Raw genomic sequence first — 16,187 nt, forward strand, 5'->3', positions numbered from 1 at the left:
TTTGTGAAATCAAAAACGAAATTTGTCTGTTCGGAATGCGGCTATGAAACGCGGAAATGGCTGGGCAGATGCCCTTCGTGTCTGCAGTGGAACACTTTTTTGGAGGAGCCCGAATCCGAAACTAAGGGAAATTCGGTTGAAAGAGCTTTGCCGAAAGCAATACCCCTTACCGAAATATCGTGGGAAACCGAACGGAGAATTACCACAGGAATGCAGGAACTGGACAGGGTACTGGGCGGCGGAATTGTTGACGGTTCCCTTGTGCTTGTAGGCGGGGATCCGGGCATAGGAAAGTCCACACTGCTGCTGCAGGTATGCGGAGTACTCTCCCGGAATTCGGGTATGAAAATACTGTACGTTTCGGGTGAGGAATCGGTGAAACAGATAAAAATCAGGGCGGAGAGGCTTTCGGTCAACAGCGAAAATATCCTCATGGTTACCGAAACGTGTTTCGAGAATATAAGCAAATTAATTGAAGAAATAAATCCGCACGTGGTTATTCTTGATTCAATCCAGACCGTTTACAGTGAGCTGCTTTCTTCGGCGCCGGGAAGTGTAAGCCAGGTGAGGGAAGTAACCGGACAACTGATGCGGATTGCCAAGGGCAGGGGCGTAACCGTTTTTATTGTCGGGCATGTTACAAAGGAAGGTGCAATAGCAGGACCAAGGGTACTGGAACACATGGTTGACACCGTTTTATACTTTGAAGGGGAAAGGCATCAGAACTACAGGATTCTCAGGGCCGTGAAAAACCGTTTCGGCTCCACGAATGAAATAGGTTTGTTTGAAATGACGCAATATGGCCTGAAAGAAGTGAATAATCCTTCGGGGTTGTTTCTCGACAGCCGTGCGAAGGATCAGCCCGGTTCGGTTATTGTCGCGAGCCTTGAAGGGACAAGGCCTATGCTGCTTGAAATACAGGCGCTGGTAACCCCGACCGTTTTCGGGATCGCCAGGCGTATGGCCACCGGAATAGACTATAACAGAATGACAATGCTGATGGCCGTTCTGGAAAAGAGAATAGGAATGCCGCTGTATAATCATGATGCCTATGTCAATGTGGTGGGGGGGATACATATTGACGAACCGGCATGTGATCTGGGTGTTGTTGCAAGCATCGCGGGAAGCTTTAAAAATCAGCCTGTGGATCCCGATATTGTCGTGGTTGGAGAAGTCGGGCTGACAGGGGAAGTAAGGCCTGTGAACCAGGCGGACAAAAGAATAATGGAGGCAAAACGGCTCGGGTTCAGAAAATGCCTTGTTCCGTCGGGAAATAAAAGCAGCGCATTGGAGAATATAGACGGAATAGAAATTATTTTTGCTGGTACGGTGGAGGAAGCGCTGGCGTACCTGTTCTGAAAAAAGCCGCCGGACAAGGTTCATACCTCTCCGGCGGCTTTTTAGTCCCCGTTACTGACCGGTAATTCCGGCTATAAGGCCATAGCACGGACCTTTTGGACAGTATTTTAATTTATCGAAAACATTGGCTCATATTTGACAGATTCAATTATTTCCGAAGCCTTGGACACCTGCTCTTCGGTACCTGAGACGGCGATATAACAGCTTCCCTCGGCTCCGCATATTCCACCCGCCGCTGCCAGTCTGGCGCGGGCGCCTGTCAATATCTCAATTGCATCCAGCTCGGTAACGATGTTTCCGGATACGGGCATGAGCCTTGGTCCCTCGGCGTTGGGTGAATTCATGATTTCCGCCAGTTCGTCAATATCACCGCATACTCTCTTTTCAAGACCCACGGGTATATACAGGACTGCTCTTTTACCTATAACTGCGGATAATGCCGCCTGTATCGTTCCGCCTTTCGGGTGACCTATAAGCACTCCTGCTTTTCTTTTGGCAAGATCAACCGCATTTGCGCCTTTGACAATTATGTCGCCCTTATCAAGGTTATCAGCGACATCGAAAATAGTCTTACCCCTGACATAAACTCCTTTTTCAATTATCACGTCGCCGGGAAATTCAGGCTTCTGCCCCTCATTTTTATATCCCGGAGGTAAAGTAATACCGCGGTAAAAACCTTTTGCCGAAAAGTCACCGGCAATACCGGTATGCTCCAGAAGTTCCCGGGCTATATAGCCGTTTGTTGTCCCTGCGATAATTACAACCGTATGTTCCTTTAAAGCCTTTTTTATTTCAGGAATTTGAACAAAGGCTTTCGCAATAAGCCTTTTTCCCGCCGCGGGGGTAAGCAAAAACAATTTTGTAACCGAATTTTCAGTCATCATATCATCCTCACATCATCGCAGACTGTATTTTCCCAAAAGTTTTAATCTCTTTAATTCCTTTAAAATTATATCATATAAATTCAAATCAAGTATATTACACATAGCGGCAAGGTAAAAGAGGTTTCTGCCGATGTCTTTTTCCAGAAGATCGCGGCAATTCTCACACAGAGAACCTGTCAGATGGGTTTTCATATGAGCCTGTATTTCTTCGAGAGAGTCGGCATGCTCGGGTATTTCCTGTTTTTCACCGTTTATCTTTATGCAGCCGCATTGTGTTACCGCTTTTACCAGGGTTCTGGAAATTTTTGCAGATGACTCGATCATTTTTGTCATTGAATCGAGAATGCTTTTGTTTCGGATAAGAAGATCCTGTGAGGTATACTGGAATTCGTCAAGCAAGGTGTTTTCAAGCCTGGTCATATCTCGCGCACCTCTTTTCCCCGCAACATAGAACTTCAAAATTATTATAAATTTTTTCCAGTTCATTTGTCAAACAAAATAAACCAGGCTAATTGGTATTTTCATCGCAAAATGAAACAGAAAATGCCATAATTTTTTTATTTGATGTCTTGGATATGAATTGCAATATCGGAAGTTTTTACGGTAAAATCTTTCCTGTTTCGTGTTTTGACAACTGAGCTTCCTTGTAGTATACTAAAAATTAGCCCTTTAAATCTTAAAATGGCATGGAAAGCTTTTATATGGTTCTCCTGACTGTGTTATATGCTTGGCCTGTTTTGTATGTCCCCCTTTTTAGTTAACTTTGCGTTTGCGAGGTAAAAAAGGAACAGCGTATGTGATTGGATGTGCTGAAGTAACATGCCAGGTGTGACCGGAACGAGAACAGCTGACACTGTCAAAACAACCAAACGGGCAGCTTGGAATACACAGACGCAGTAAACATGGAGACTAAATATTTAGAAAACATGAAAAATGGAGAATTGGGTGTCAGGAGTCGGTCTTGTAATGATGGAGAAATCTCTTAAGTATGCATTTGCTATAGTTGGGGGAATAACCGGTTATACAGTTACACGCTTTGCTTTTTTAAGTATGGGATTGAATCCGTACTCGTTTTCAGGGATATGTGTCATTGTAATTGTTGCTGTTGCATTTGGTATCCTGATGCTTGTAATCGGGGCGAAAACGGTAAGTTTTGCGGTCATAGCGGTGGAAAAGGCAGAAAAAGTTTTAATGTCCCTTACACTGTATGAACTTATGATTTGTGCAGGTGGGCTGATTGCCGGCCTTATTGTTGCAAATCTTTTGTCGGTTGCATTTATGAAAATTCAGGTTATAGGAATTCCGCTTACAATAATTACAAACATTCTGTTTGGAAGTCTCGGGGTTTTTCTTGCCTTGTCAAAAAGAAACGAAAACATACTGGAGAACAAAAAATTGCAGGGTTTCAGGCGTAAAATTCTCGATACAAGCGTTATTATAGACGGAAGGATCCTGGATGTATGCCGTACAGGGTTTATTGAAGGAGAGCTTATTATACCTGATTTTGTGCTTGAAGAACTGAAACGCTTGGCTGATTCCCATGATGATCTAATAAGGACGAAAGGCCGACGGGGGCTGGATGTTCTGAATCTAATGAAAAATGAAAACCGTGTTCCTGTGAAAATATTTAAAACAAAGTATGATGTGTCCATAGGCGTGGATGGACGGCTGATGCAGTTTGCAAAAGACGAAAAGGCGTGCATTATTACCAATGACTATAATTTAAACAAAGTAGCGTCAATATCAGGCATTTCAATACTGAATATCAATGATCTTTCCAGTGCTTTGAAGCCGCTTGCGGTATCCGGTGAAGAAATGAGAGTAAAAATTGTAAAGGAAGGAAAGGAAAACGGACAGGGAGTTGGGTACCTGGAAGACGGTACAATGGTTGTGGTGGAAGGCGCGTGCAAATATAAGGGCTGTGAAGTTGACGTAATAGTTACAAGCGTGCTTCAGACATCGGCAGGAAGAATGATATTTGCAAAATTTAAGTCGGCTAATCTGTCAATGGCTAAATGAGGGAGTAACGCAATATTTATGAGCAATGTATATAAGGTTTCGGCAATAATTTTGGCTGCGGGGAAAGGAAGCCGGATGAAGACCGGTATAAACAAGCAGTACCTTTCGCTTGGCGGAAAACCCGTTCTGGCGCATACAATAGAAGTTTTCGATAGGGCTGAATGCATCTCTGAAATAATCGTTGTTATTAATAAGAATGACAACGAGATTTTTATCAACTCCGTTCTTAAACCGTATGATTTCAAAAAAATAACCGCCGTGGCTGAAGGCGGTGAAGACAGGCAGGCATCGGTTTTTAACGGCCTTCGTCTGGTATGCCCGTCAGCGGATATTGTCGTGGTGCATGACGGTGCGAGACCTCTGGTTACAACCGATATCATACAACGATCGGTGGAGGCTGCGCTTGAAACCGGTGCGGCCTGTGTGGGTGTACCTGTTAAGGATACGATAAAAAAGGTTGATAAAGAGCTTAATGTGGAATATACTCCTGACCGTTCGGAATTATGGGCCATACAGACACCTCAGACCTTCCGCAGGAGGATTCTTTTCGATGCCCATGAAAAGGCAAACCGTGACGGTTTTCGCGGTACCGACGATTCGGTTCTTGCCGAAAGGCTGGGGTATCGGGTGCGTATGGTCATGGGCAGTTACACAAATATAAAAATTACCACGATTGAAGATCTGGCCTTTGCCGAAACCCTGTTAAAGAACTTCCTCCATCGCGGAGATTAATTTTCTGTTTTGCTCATGTGTACCGACGGTTATTCTGACCCAGTTGTCCATAAACGGACGGATTATTACTCCTTTGTTAAGAAGTTTTTTAAATAATTCCTGCGAGGGCAGTTTGGTTTCCACCCATACGAAATTGGCGCGGGATTTGACATAACGGAGGTTTAGCCTGTCAAAAGCATTGTACAGGAACTCAAGTCCTTTTTTTGTTTCATTTACGGTATTCCGGACAAAATCTTCATCATCGAGCGCGGCAACGGCTGCCACCTGGGCAAGAGTGTTTACATTGAACGGTGGGCGGATACGGTTAAGGAAAGAAACAATTTCGGCAGAAGCAATTCCGTAACCAACTCTTAACGATGCAAGACCATATGCTTTTGAGAAGGTGCGCAGGATTATTAAATTCGGATATTTTTCAAGCAAAGGCACCGTTTCGGGATAATCCTCCCCCCTTGCATATTCATAATAGGCTTCGTCAAGCACTACCACTACGTTTTCGGGCACCGCTTCCAGAAAGTCATTCAGTTGCTGTGCTGTAACTATCGTACCGGTAGGATTGTTAGGATTACATATCCATATAATTCTTGTTTTATCGGTAATGGCATTTTTCATTGCTTCAAGATCATGGGTATAATCCTTTAACGGAATTATTACCGATTTCCCGCCCGAAACCTTTACGGCGGTGTCGTACCATACGAATGAAGGGGAGGCAAATATTGATTCATCGCCAGGATTTAAGAAAATCTGTGCTATGAGCGTTATGATTTCATTGGAACCAGCACCGAAAACAAACTGTTCGGGCTTCAGACCGTATTTTTCAGCAAGCTTTTCTCTCAGAACGGTTGCATTCCCATCAGGGTACAAAGGAATGTCTGAAAAAGCTTCTTTCAGTGCTTTGTCAACCTTCGGCGAAAACCCATACGGATTTTCATTGGAAGCAAGCTTAACAACCTCAGTAAGCCCCAATTCTCTCTGTACATCGCTTATGGGTTTCCCCGGAACGTACGGGGCAATATCCTTTAAAACATCCCTGAAAGGCAAAGACATATATATCATCCTCTCTAAAAATTGTTTTTTGACCGGCTGGCAAAATATGATATTTAAAATTATATTATATTTTATTTGAAAAAACAGGGCCAGACAAGTGAAAGACGAAACAAACCACAATTTTACCGACAAAAAACTATGGGGCAATTCCGGAATAATTAATTAAATTGATTTAATATATTATCAGTAAATGCTGGAATTTATTTGAAACTGTTTGTTGCAATATTATTAAAAAATTTGGTTTTATATATAAATAAACTGTGAAGTTTGATATAATACATTTGTAGGGTTTGCCAGTTTTAAGCGATTTGTTTTTTTACCTCGGTCATACCTGGAATTATAATGGGGTGTATTTTGTTCCCCGTTGTATGAAATAGAAATCCAGCCTGTTGGTACAGGCTAAAATAAAGGGGGAATTGGTATGAAGGAGTACAGCGTAGACAAAATACGCAATGTTTGCCTGCTTGGCCATGGAGGGGTGGGCAAGACAACACTTGCCGAATCAATGCTTTTCACAGCAAAGGCAAGCGACAGGTTCGGAAGTGTTGTCAGCGGAAATACCGTTATGGATTATGATCCTGAGGAAATCAAGCGGAAGATAAGCACCAATACGGCGCTGGCACCTTTGGAATGGCAGGGACATAAAATTAATATTATTGACACACCGGGTTATTTTGATTTTGTCGGTGAAATGAAACAGGGAATACGCGTAGCGGACGGTGTTATCATTCTTGTAGCAGCAAAGGACGGCGTTCAGGTTGGAACCGAAAAAGCATGGGATGAAGCCACATCACTGAAACTCTCAAAAATGTTTTTTATCAGCAAGATAGACGAAGAGCATGCAGACTATTTCAAAGTCTTTGACCAGTTGCAGGAGAAATTCGGAAAAAACGTTATCGCCTATGAAATTCCCATTATGGAAAACGGAGTTTTTGCAGGGATTGTAAATATCCCGACAATGAAAGCATATCGCTTTAAAGGCAACGACATGGTTGAATCAGAAATACCTTCTTCAATGTCGGATATTATTGAGAAATACCGTGAGGATGTTTTAGAAGCCGTAGCCGAAAGCGATGAGGAACTTCTTGAAAAATACTTTGCCGGAGAAACCTTTACCGAGGAGGAAATAATGAGAGGTTTGCAAGCCGGCATTAAATCAGGGGATATTTCTCCCGTATTTTGCGGCTCGGCCGTTAATCAAACCGGAATAAAATCACTACTGGATGCAGTAGTTAATTATATACCGGCTTTCTGTGAAAAAGGAAAAATAACGGGTAAAAAACCCAACAGTGATGAAATTATAGAGCTTTCTCCAGAGCCAAATGAAACCCTGTCAGCATTAGTTTTCAAAACAATAGTTGACCCCTTCGTAGGAAAGATTTCATATGTCAAAGTCATGTCAGGTGTTCTGAATTCAGATTCCACGGTTTACAACGTAAAAAAAGACAAAATGGAAAAAATTGGTCAGTTGTTTATACTCAAAGGCAAACAGCAGATTAATACCAATCGTCTGATTACGGGAGATATAGGAGCGGTCGCAAAACTGACGGTCACAGGAACCAATGACACTTTGTGTACGAAGGAAAAGCCCGTGATATTGCCCGAAATCGTATTCCCGACCCCGATGCTTTCGATGGCGGTGAAGCCGAAAACGAAGGGCGACGAAGAAAAAATCAGTGCCGGTCTTACACGTCTTATGGAAGAGGATCCTACGTTCAGGGTTGAGCAAAATCAGGAAACAAAACAAACTATCATTTCAGGTATAGGCGATCAGCATCTCGATTTAATCTTAAGCAAGCTGAAAACCAAATTCAAAGTTGAGGTTGATCTTGTCAAACCCAAGATAGCATATCGCGAAACCATCCGAAAGAAAGTCAAAGTTGAAGGCAAGCACAAGAAACAGACCGGAGGCCACGGCCAGTATGCAGACGTGTGGATTGAATTTGAACCCGGTCCGACCGAAGATTTGGTGTTTGAAGAAAAAATATTCGGAGGTGCCGTGCCGAAACAATTCTTCCCCGCTGTGGAAAAAGGGCTGAGAGAAAGCATGCAGAAAGGCGTGCTTGCAGGTTACCCCGTTGTAAACTTAAAAGCAACGCTGGTTGACGGCAAGTACCACCCTGTGGATTCATCTGAAATGGCTTTTAAAATTGCAGCAAACCTTGCGTATAAGGAAGGACTCCCCCAGGCAGATCCTGTACTTCTGGAACCCATTTCCCATGTTGAGGTTATAGTCCCCGACGCTTATATGGGTGATGTAATAGGGGATTTAAACAAGCGCAGAGGGCGTATCCTCGGTATGAACCCGTATCATGGGGGCATGCAACTTGTTATAGCTGAAGTACCCGAGGCCGAAATGTTTGGATATGCTACAGATTTGAGATCCATAACTCAGGACAGAGGTACGTTTACAATGAGGTTTGAAAGGTATGAGGAAGTTCCCGCCAATGTGGCCGAAAAGATTATTGAAGAGGCCAAAAAGGAAAGGGAAGCCGAGGGATAAATATAACTTTATACAGAGAAAGGATACAAAAAGTTGCAAAAAAGAGCTGTGGCAGTTTGTATGCCGCGGCTCTTTTTGCAGTCTGACAATAATGAAGAATGCGGAATACCGCTTATTCCGGATCAGCGGTTAAGTAATGGTTGTGCCAGGGTGCCTGAAAGAACGGATCCGGTGGTGACGGAGTCATGTACGCTACACAAACCCTTGAAATAATAGATCTGATAAAGTATAATAATAGTCAGAGAAAGTCAAAGATTATAAAGTGGGTGATGTTATGGCGCGATTAAGTGATTTAATAGAAGATTTTATAAAAGAAATGATGGATGCGATGGACGGTGTTGTGGAGATTCAGAGAAATGAGCTTGCAAGCCGTTTTAATTGCGTTCCTTCACAGATAAATTATGTCATATCCACCCGTTTTACTGCCGATAAAGGATATTATGTCGAAAGCAGGAGGGGCGGTGGAGGGTATATCACGATAAGAAGGCTGAATACCGACTCTGCAAGGGACTACCTTATGCATATCATACCTTCGATAGGTGATAAACTCACCCAGCATACCTGTGAAATATTTATTAAGAATTTTGTGGATTATGAGATAATAAACGAGCAGGAGGCAAAACTGATGAAGGCCGCCACGTCCGACAAGGCATTGGCCGGTGTTTCTCCTGAATTAAGGGACGAGGTGAGAACAAATATTCTGAAAAATATGCTAATGGCTTTGGTAATATAATGTAAGGAAACGGTTTTATGGTACATTGACCATGGAATGGGTAAAATATAGTGAGTGGATTGAATGCGAAGGGAGGGTTCGGGTGATGTTGTGCCAGCTTTGCAAAATGAGAGAAGCGACGGTACACTTTACCAGAATAGTAAACCAGCAAAAAGTGGAAATGTACCTGTGCGAACAATGCGCAAGAGAAAACAGCGATCTTAAGATAAACATCAATAAACTGTTTTCGGCAATGCTGGGATTAGATGAACCTGAGATTGAAGACGCACCGTTTACCACGCTCAGATGCGGCTTTTGCGGAATGACAATTGAGGAGTTTAACAGGACCGGACTGCTTGGATGCGCAAAATGCTATGATGTATTCCGCGACAGTATCCAGATCATGCTTAAGAGAATTCACGGCAACGTGAAGCATCATGGAAAAATACCGAAGAAAATATCCGGAAGAGTCAGGGATGAATATAATCTGCGCAGCCTGAAAGAAGAGCTTCAGAGATGCATAGAGAGGGAAGAATATGAGAAAGCCGCTCAGATCCGTGACAAGATAAAGGCTCTGGAGAACAACCTGCAGAAAAAAGAGGGGTGATAGCATGGATAAATGGTATATAGACAAGGGCCCTGATTCGGACGTGATTATAAGCAGCAGGGTAAGGCTGGCCAGGAATTTCAAAAAGTATCCCTTCCCGCACAAAACCACGCCCGAACAGCAGAGGCAGATTATAGAGGAAACCAAAAACGCCCTTTTCAGCGGAAACCGGACAATGAGCGAGAATTTCAGCTATATTGACTTTACAAATCTTGATTCCGTTGAAAAAGCTGTTCTTGTTGAAAAACATATTGTAAGCAAGGAACTTCTGGAGACCAACCGTATCTGCGGTGTTCTTCTGAGCAAGGACGAACGTATTTCAATAATGATTAACGAGGAGGATCATCTGCGAATTCAGTGCCTTGCCACAGGTCTGCAGCTTTCGGAAGCGTGGGAGACCTGTACCAACATTGACGATTTACTTTCTGAATCAATAGACTTTTCGTGGGACGAGAATATAGGTTATTTAACCAGCTGCCCGACCAATATCGGAACGGCTATAAGAGCATCGGTAATGATGCATCTGCCGGCGCTCACAATGACAGGGTATATAAAGCCTGTCCTTGAGGCTTTGGGAAAACTGGGAATGGCAGTAAGAGGCATGTACGGTGAAAACACCGAGGCTTCAGGCAACATGTTCCAGCTTTCGAACCAAATAACGCTTGGAAAAAGTGAGGAAGATATATTACTAAGTATTAAAAACATTACTTCGCAAATCATAGAACAGGAGAGATCTTTAAGACAGCATCTTCTTACTCAGAATAAATACCAGCTGGAGGACAAAATTTTCCGCTCTTACGGAATTCTTAAAAATTCCAGGATTATCAGCACCGACGAATGTTTAAGGCGACTTTCGGATCTCAGGCTGGGTGTTGATATGGGTATTATTGACGGTATCAGCATTGAAAACATTAACGAACTGATGCTTATGGTACAGCCGGGTAACCTTCAGAAGAGGGAAGGCAGAATTCTGGATGCGAATGAGCGGGACATAGTTCGTGCAAAGCTTGTAAGAGACATGTTGAACAAACAGAAAAATTACTGAGGTGATGGTATGATTTACGGAAGATTTACCCAGAGAGCCGCACAGGCATTAAATCTGGCAAGGGAATGCTCCAACAGCCTTGGGCATAATTATATAGGAACCGAGCATATACTTTGGGGACTTGTCAAGGAAGGCGGAGGAATAGCGGCGAACGTGCTGATTTCCAACGGCGTAACCGCCGACAGGGTGCTGGAAAAGATTTTGTCCATTGTCGGCAGAGGTGACGGAAGCCTTCCGATAACCGGATATACCCCAAGAACAAAAAGGGTTATGGAGCTGGCATATGCTGAAACCAGAAGGATGGGGCAGAATTTCATAGGTACCGAGCATATAATGCTGGCCATTCTCCGTGAAGGTGAAAGCGTAGCCGTTCGCATACTTATGGAACTGGGGGTTGACATAAACAAACTTTACGACAGCCTTATTACGATGCTTCAGGAAGACACTCCGGCGGCGGTTGTGGCCAATAAGCCGAGGGCCGAGGAAATTCAGACCCCCACTCTTGATCAGTTTGGGCGGGATCTTACAGCAATGGCAAGAGAGGGTAAGATAGATCCCGTTATAGGAAGGGATAAGGAAATAGAACGTATAATCCAGATTCTTAGCAGGCGTACAAAAAACAATCCGTGCCTGATTGGCGAGCCCGGCGTAGGTAAAACGGCCATATGCGAAGGCCTGGCTCAGAAAATCATAGAAGGCAACATCCCCGAAATACTTAAAGGCAAAAGAGTTGTCGCTTTGGATTTGTCATCGATGGTGGCGGGTGCAAAGTACCGCGGCGAGTTTGAGGAACGCCTGAAGAAATCGATAGAAGAAGTGAGGAACGCAGGAAACGTAATCCTGTTTATAGACGAACTTCATACCATTGTAGGTGCGGGTGCCGCGGAAGGCGCAATTGATGCGTCGAACATTCTGAAACCCCTGCTTGCGAGGGGGGAAATCCAGGTCATAGGTGCAACAACCATTGACGAGTACCGTAAGTACATTGAAAAGGATGCGGCGCTTGAACGCCGTTTCCAGCCGATACAGATAGGCGAGCCCACTCAGGAAGAGGCCATTGAAATTCTGAAAGGTATTCGGGACAAATATGAAGCCCATCACAATGTAAAAATAACTGACAAGGCAATAGAAGCTGCCGTAAGGCTTTCGGTACGGTATATTACCGACAGATTCCTGCCCGACAAGGCGATTGACCTGATAGACGAGGCGGCGTCAAAAGTCAGGCTGAAGAGTTTTATAGCGCCTCCCGATTTAAAAGAGCTGGAGCAGAAGATTGAGCAGGTACACAAAATGAAGGAAGACGCAATAATAAACCAGGAATTTGAAAAGGCCGCGTCATTGAGGGATCAGGAAAATGCCCTTAAGGAACAGATGAATTCACTGAAAGAAAAATGGAGAATGAAAAACCAGACAGAAACCCAGTCGGTAACCGAAGAAGAAATAGCCGAGGTGGTAAGCAGCTGGACCGGAATACCTGTCAGCCGCCTTGCCCAGGAAGAAACAGAAAAGCTTAAGAACCTTGAAAATGTTCTGCACAAACGGGTAATCGGTCAGGACGAGGCAGTGAAGGCGGTGGCAAAGGCAATACGCAGAGGGCGCGTGGGACTGAAAGATCCGAAAAGGCCTGTGGGTTCGTTTATTTTCCTCGGACCTACCGGCGTGGGAAAAACAGAGCTGTCGAAAGCCCTTGCCGAAGCTCTGTTCGGTGACGAATCCCATATGATTCGACTGGATATGTCGGAATATATGGAAAAGCACACCGTCTCAAGGCTTGTAGGTTCGCCGCCGGGCTATGTCGGATATGAAGAAGGCGGACAGTTAACCGAGAAGGTACGGAGAAAGCCGTATTCCGTTGTATTGTTCGATGAGATTGAGAAAGCCCACCCGGATGTATTCAACATTCTCCTGCAAATTCTTGACGACGGCAGGCTTACCGATGCCTCGGGAAGGCTTGTGGATTTCAGGAACACCGTTATTATCATGACGTCAAACATTGGCGCACGGGACATAGTTGAACCCAGAAAACTGGGATTCAGTGCGGCTTTGGAAAACGAAGCAAAAGATTACGAAGAAATGAAGAAGAACGTTATGAACGAACTGAAAAAGACTTTCAGGCCTGAATTCCTGAACAGGGTGGATGAGCTGATTGTGTTCCATCCGCTTACGAGGGAAAATATCAACGATATTGCCGGGCTCATGCTGAACGAGGTCGCAAAGAGGCTGAAAAATGTAAATATTACGCTTATAGCGGATGACCAGGTTAAGGAATTCCTTGCAGAAAAAGGTTATGACAAGGTTTACGGTGCAAGGCCTTTAAGGAGGACAATCCAAAACCTCGTGGAAGACAGAATTGCTGAAGAAATGCTGGACGGCAAAATACGCGAAGGAGATACGGTTAAAATAGTCTTAAACAACGACAGGCTGGAATTTGTAAAGGTTTAATTGAAATTGGAATGAAAACTGAAAAAATGAGAGATAACAAGAAAATAAGCGAAAAAAAGAGAGAAAAGAAGAGGTATATTAAATTCACCGAAATTTTTTCTTGACATGAAATGGTTAGTGTATTAAAATAAAAACCGCTGCGTATCCAGCGGTTTATTTTATTCTGAGGAAGACAACCCGTGCAGGGAGTTGATACACATTAAGCAGGTAAAGGAGGATTCACATGAAAACATTCATGGCAAATGAATCGAATATTGAACGAAAATGGTATGTCATTGACGTTGAGGGCAAGGTATTGGGTCGCGTAGCCAGTGAAGTTGCAAAAATACTGCGTGGAAAGCATAAACCCGAATATACTCCCCATGTTGATACCGGTGACTATGTTATTGTTGTTAACGCATCAAAGGTTGTTCTGACGGGAAATAAACTTGACAAGAAGATTTACAGGCACCACAGCGGATGGATAGGAGGCCTTAAGGAAATCCAGGCCCGCAAATTCCTGACCGAAAAACCCGAAAAAGCTTTTGAACTTGCAGTAAAAAGAATGCTTCCTAAAAACAGGCTTGGAAGAAAAATGTTTAAGAAGCTTAAAGTTTATGCAGGTCCGGAACATAACCACCAAGCACAGAAACCTGAAGTTCTGGAACTGGATATTTAATTGAGGGGGAGGCGGATTTAGATGACTAAAGTACAGTATTATGGAACAGGAAGAAGAAAAAGCGCGGTAGCACGTGTAAGACTTGTACCGGGTGAAGGCAACTTCACAATAAACGGTCGTTCCATTGACGATTATTTCGGGCTTGAAACCCTGAAGGTTATAGCAAGACAACCCCTGGTACTTACAGGGATGGAAAATAGATTTGATGTTATAGTAAATGTTAAGGGTGGTGGCTTTACAGGTCAGGCAGGAGCGATTCGCCACGGAATTGCCAGGGCTTTATTGCAGGTCGATGAGGAACTGCGCCCTGCTCTTAAGAAAGCCGGATACCTGACCCGTGACCCGAGAATGAAAGAGAGAAAGAAATACGGTCTCAAAAAGGCGAGAAAAGCGCCTCAATTCTCAAAGAGATAATTTTGCATGTTTTTATTACAACGGAGTTTGTAGGGTTTGCAGGATGTATTTTGTTAACCGCCAAAGGAGAGTGGCCTTTGGCGGTTTTTGTATGTGCTTTTTTAATTACTCGTTTTTATTATGGTTAAACCGCCGGCTGTTTATCGCCGGCGGTTTTAATTTTCGGTGGGAAACCAGAAATAACCGCCGGCATAATGTGAATTCCGGTGCGAATTTGTACTGAACATGAAAAGCAGCCACATTTTGGTATAATTGATCTTTACATTGACAGGGAATGGAAGCGCTTTTGTATAATGAATCATGAAAATCGCCCAAATGGCCGTGACGCTGAATTCCCGAAGCAATATACACGAAAATTCGGCAATGTTACCGGACTTACCGCGGTATGATAAAATATTTATGGTTATAAATTAAAATTGAAGTTTGAGGTATACCGAGATGAAAAAGGTTATTCTTGCCCCTGACTCATTTAAAGGCACAATGAGCTCGATAAAGGTATGCGATATTATGGAGGAAAAGATAAAAAAATTTTTCCCCTTAGCCGAAGTGATAAAAATTCCGGTGGCAGACGGCGGGGAAGGAACGGTGGATTCATTTTTAAAGGCGGTTGGCGGTACAAAGGTCCGTGTAAAAGTCAGCGGCCCGTATTTTGAAACGATTGATTCATTTTACGGGATTTTGCCAGACGGGAAAACGGCGGTTATAGAAATGGCTGCCGCTGCGGGACTGCCCCTTGTGGAAAACAGAAAAAATCCTCTGGCCACCACCACATATGGTGTTGGTGAGCTTATCAGGCATGCTGTTCTGAACGGGTGCAGGAATATAATAATAGGCCTTGGCGGAAGCTGTACGAACGACGGAGGTGCGGGATTGGCCGCGGCACTGGGTGTAAAGTTCTATGATGATGTTGGAAAAGAATTTGTCCCTGTAGGCGGAACGCTTTCAAGGATTGAAAGAATTGATATTTCTGAAATGCAGAATCTTTCGGGTTTAACGGTAACGGCGATGTGTGATGTGAATAATCCTTTGTGCGGCGAAAACGGAGCGGCGAAAGTTTTCGGCCCTCAAAAAGGGGCCGATGAGGAGACGGCGGAGTTGCTCGACAGAAATCTGAGGCATTTTGCCGATGTTATAAGATCACAGTTCGGAAAGGACATAGCGGATATCCCCGGCGCAGGTGCTGCCGGTGGTATGGGTGCGGGAGTTGCGGTATTTCTTAATGCCGGGCTTAAACAAGGTATAGATGTGGTCCTTGATACAGTGGAGTTTGACCGGCTTCTTGACCGGGCAGATTTGGTTTTTACCGGCGAAGGGAAAATCGACGGACAAAGCCTCAGGGGAAAGGTAGTATACGGAGTCGCCGCGAGAGCGAAGAAACACGGTGTTCCGGTTGTGGCGGTTGCCGGGGATATCGGTGATGATATTGAAGAAATTTATAAACTTGGGGTATCTGCGATTGTCAGCATTAACAGAATGGCGATACCGTTTGAAATGGCAAGGCATAGAAGTGAAAAAGATCTTGCTCTGACAATGGAAACAATAATGAGACTTATAAGTCTGAATGCGGCAACTTGATGTAATCTGGATTTGTTAAATGCCCGTCATGCGATGTTTATTGCGCCCGCCTTCCCTTCAGCTTCTTTTCATCTTTGTCTTATATTTCCGAACAAATGTTTGCATGTTTATATATAGTTTGATATAATTATGAAGGATTTCAAGAAGGTTATTGCGTTTGAAAATTGGTAAAATATATTAAAAAAGGGGTTAC

The 16,187-nt window shown here is 43.8% G+C and carries 14 protein-coding genes; 11 read left to right on the plus strand and 3 right to left on the minus strand.

From position 1 onward, the window contains the following. Nucleotides 1-3: 3 nt before the first annotated feature. Nucleotides 4-1,359: a DNA repair protein RadA gene (gene radA, locus CST_RS01255; RefSeq protein WP_015357991.1), complete on the plus strand. Its 1,356-nt coding sequence runs from the start codon at nucleotides 4-6 to the stop codon at nucleotides 1,357-1,359. Nucleotides 1,360-1,466: 107 nt separating this feature from the next. Here the strand turns inward: radA and CST_RS01260 are convergent, their stop codons facing one another. Continuing rightward, nucleotides 1,467-2,243 carry a hypothetical protein gene (locus CST_RS01260; RefSeq protein WP_015357992.1) on the minus strand — a complete coding sequence of 259 codons (777 nt, stop codon included), beginning with the start codon at nucleotides 2,241-2,243 and terminating at the stop codon, nucleotides 1,467-1,469. 12 nt (nucleotides 2,244-2,255) lie between these two features. Next, nucleotides 2,256-2,663: a hypothetical protein gene (locus CST_RS01265; protein WP_015357993.1), complete on the minus strand. Its 408-nt coding sequence runs from the start codon at nucleotides 2,661-2,663 to the stop codon at nucleotides 2,256-2,258. A gap of 513 nt (nucleotides 2,664-3,176) precedes the next feature. Here CST_RS01265 and CST_RS01270 point away from each other — a divergent pair. Further along, nucleotides 3,177-4,262 (plus strand): PIN/TRAM domain-containing protein, encoded by a 1,086-nt coding sequence (locus CST_RS01270; protein WP_242823569.1) that lies wholly within the window; start codon nucleotides 3,177-3,179, stop codon nucleotides 4,260-4,262. Nucleotides 4,263-4,280: 18 nt separating this feature from the next. Then, nucleotides 4,281-4,994 carry a 2-C-methyl-D-erythritol 4-phosphate cytidylyltransferase gene (gene ispD / locus CST_RS01275; RefSeq protein ID WP_015357996.1) on the plus strand — a complete coding sequence of 238 codons (714 nt, stop codon included), beginning with the start codon at nucleotides 4,281-4,283 and terminating at the stop codon, nucleotides 4,992-4,994. Here the strand turns inward: ispD and hisC are convergent. Continuing rightward, on the minus strand, nucleotides 4,965-6,038 hold the full coding sequence (gene hisC / locus CST_RS01280; RefSeq protein WP_015357997.1) for a histidinol-phosphate transaminase: 1,074 nt from the start codon (nucleotides 6,036-6,038) through the stop codon (nucleotides 4,965-4,967). The two genes, ispD and hisC, sit on opposite strands and share 30 nt — an antisense overlap. A gap of 421 nt (nucleotides 6,039-6,459) precedes the next feature. On the opposite strand from hisC, the gene fusA reads away from it, so the two are divergent. The 8 genes from fusA (at nucleotide 6,460) to CST_RS01320 (ending at nucleotide 15,994) form a co-directional block, all read left to right on the plus strand. Next, a complete protein-coding gene (gene fusA, locus CST_RS01285; RefSeq protein ID WP_015357998.1) occupies nucleotides 6,460-8,541 on the plus strand; it encodes an elongation factor G in 2,082 nt (693 codons plus the stop codon). A 274-nt stretch (nucleotides 8,542-8,815) separates the two neighbouring features. Further along, nucleotides 8,816-9,274 carry a CtsR family transcriptional regulator gene (locus CST_RS01290; protein WP_015357999.1) on the plus strand — a complete coding sequence of 153 codons (459 nt, stop codon included), beginning with the start codon at nucleotides 8,816-8,818 and terminating at the stop codon, nucleotides 9,272-9,274. 31 nt (nucleotides 9,275-9,305) lie between these two features. After that, nucleotides 9,306-9,860 carry a UvrB/UvrC motif-containing protein gene (locus tag CST_RS01295; RefSeq protein WP_242823570.1) on the plus strand — a complete coding sequence of 185 codons (555 nt, stop codon included), beginning with the start codon at nucleotides 9,306-9,308 and terminating at the stop codon, nucleotides 9,858-9,860. A gap of 4 nt (nucleotides 9,861-9,864) precedes the next feature. Beyond that, nucleotides 9,865-10,905, plus strand: coding sequence for a protein arginine kinase (locus tag CST_RS01300; RefSeq protein WP_015358001.1), 1,041 nt, complete (start codon nucleotides 9,865-9,867; stop codon nucleotides 10,903-10,905). A 9-nt stretch (nucleotides 10,906-10,914) separates the two neighbouring features. Then, the gene (locus CST_RS01305; RefSeq protein WP_015358002.1) at nucleotides 10,915-13,347 is read left to right on the plus strand and encodes an ATP-dependent Clp protease ATP-binding subunit; all 2,433 of its coding nucleotides are present in this window, start codon (nucleotides 10,915-10,917) and stop codon (nucleotides 13,345-13,347) included. 223 nt (nucleotides 13,348-13,570) lie between these two features. Next, nucleotides 13,571-14,005, plus strand: coding sequence for a 50S ribosomal protein L13 (rplM, locus tag CST_RS01310; RefSeq protein ID WP_015358003.1), 435 nt, complete (start codon nucleotides 13,571-13,573; stop codon nucleotides 14,003-14,005). A gap of 21 nt (nucleotides 14,006-14,026) precedes the next feature. Further along, the gene (gene rpsI / locus CST_RS01315) at nucleotides 14,027-14,419 is read left to right on the plus strand and encodes a 30S ribosomal protein S9 (protein WP_015358004.1); all 393 of its coding nucleotides are present in this window, start codon (nucleotides 14,027-14,029) and stop codon (nucleotides 14,417-14,419) included. 438 nt (nucleotides 14,420-14,857) lie between these two features. Beyond that, nucleotides 14,858-15,994: a glycerate kinase family protein gene (locus tag CST_RS01320; protein ID WP_015358007.1), complete on the plus strand. Its 1,137-nt coding sequence runs from the start codon at nucleotides 14,858-14,860 to the stop codon at nucleotides 15,992-15,994. The last annotated feature ends 193 nt before the right edge of the window (nucleotides 15,995-16,187 follow it).

It is taken from the genome of Thermoclostridium stercorarium subsp. stercorarium DSM 8532 (genome assembly GCF_000331995.1).
Lineage (GTDB): Bacteria > Bacillota > Clostridia > DSM-8532 > DSM-8532 > Thermoclostridium > Thermoclostridium stercorarium.

Excerpts from the sequence above, each read along its gene's own strand:
- CST_RS01305 (WP_015358002.1), top strand. The coding sequence starts at position 10,915 with ATGATTTACGGAAGATTTACCCAGAGAGCCGCACAGGCATTAAATCTG.
- CST_RS01260 (WP_015357992.1), bottom strand. The coding sequence starts at position 2,243 with ATGATGACTGAAAATTCGGTTACAAAATTGTTTTTGCTTACCCCCGCG.
- CST_RS01300 (WP_015358001.1), top strand. The coding sequence starts at position 9,865 with ATGGATAAATGGTATATAGACAAGGGCCCTGATTCGGACGTGATTATA.
- CST_RS01265 (WP_015357993.1), bottom strand. The coding sequence starts at position 2,663 with ATGACCAGGCTTGAAAACACCTTGCTTGACGAATTCCAGTATACCTCA.
- ispD (WP_015357996.1), top strand. The coding sequence starts at position 4,281 with ATGAGCAATGTATATAAGGTTTCGGCAATAATTTTGGCTGCGGGGAAA.
- CST_RS01270 (WP_242823569.1), top strand. The coding sequence starts at position 3,177 with ATGGAGAATTGGGTGTCAGGAGTCGGTCTTGTAATGATGGAGAAATCT.
- rpsI (WP_015358004.1), top strand. The coding sequence starts at position 14,027 with ATGACTAAAGTACAGTATTATGGAACAGGAAGAAGAAAAAGCGCGGTA.
- CST_RS01320 (WP_015358007.1), top strand. The coding sequence starts at position 14,858 with ATGAAAAAGGTTATTCTTGCCCCTGACTCATTTAAAGGCACAATGAGC.
- rplM (WP_015358003.1), top strand. The coding sequence starts at position 13,571 with ATGAAAACATTCATGGCAAATGAATCGAATATTGAACGAAAATGGTAT.
- fusA (WP_015357998.1), top strand. The coding sequence starts at position 6,460 with ATGAAGGAGTACAGCGTAGACAAAATACGCAATGTTTGCCTGCTTGGC.
- CST_RS01290 (WP_015357999.1), top strand. The coding sequence starts at position 8,816 with ATGGCGCGATTAAGTGATTTAATAGAAGATTTTATAAAAGAAATGATG.
- hisC (WP_015357997.1), bottom strand. The coding sequence starts at position 6,038 with ATGTCTTTGCCTTTCAGGGATGTTTTAAAGGATATTGCCCCGTACGTT.
- CST_RS01295 (WP_242823570.1), top strand. The coding sequence starts at position 9,306 with ATGGAATGGGTAAAATATAGTGAGTGGATTGAATGCGAAGGGAGGGTT.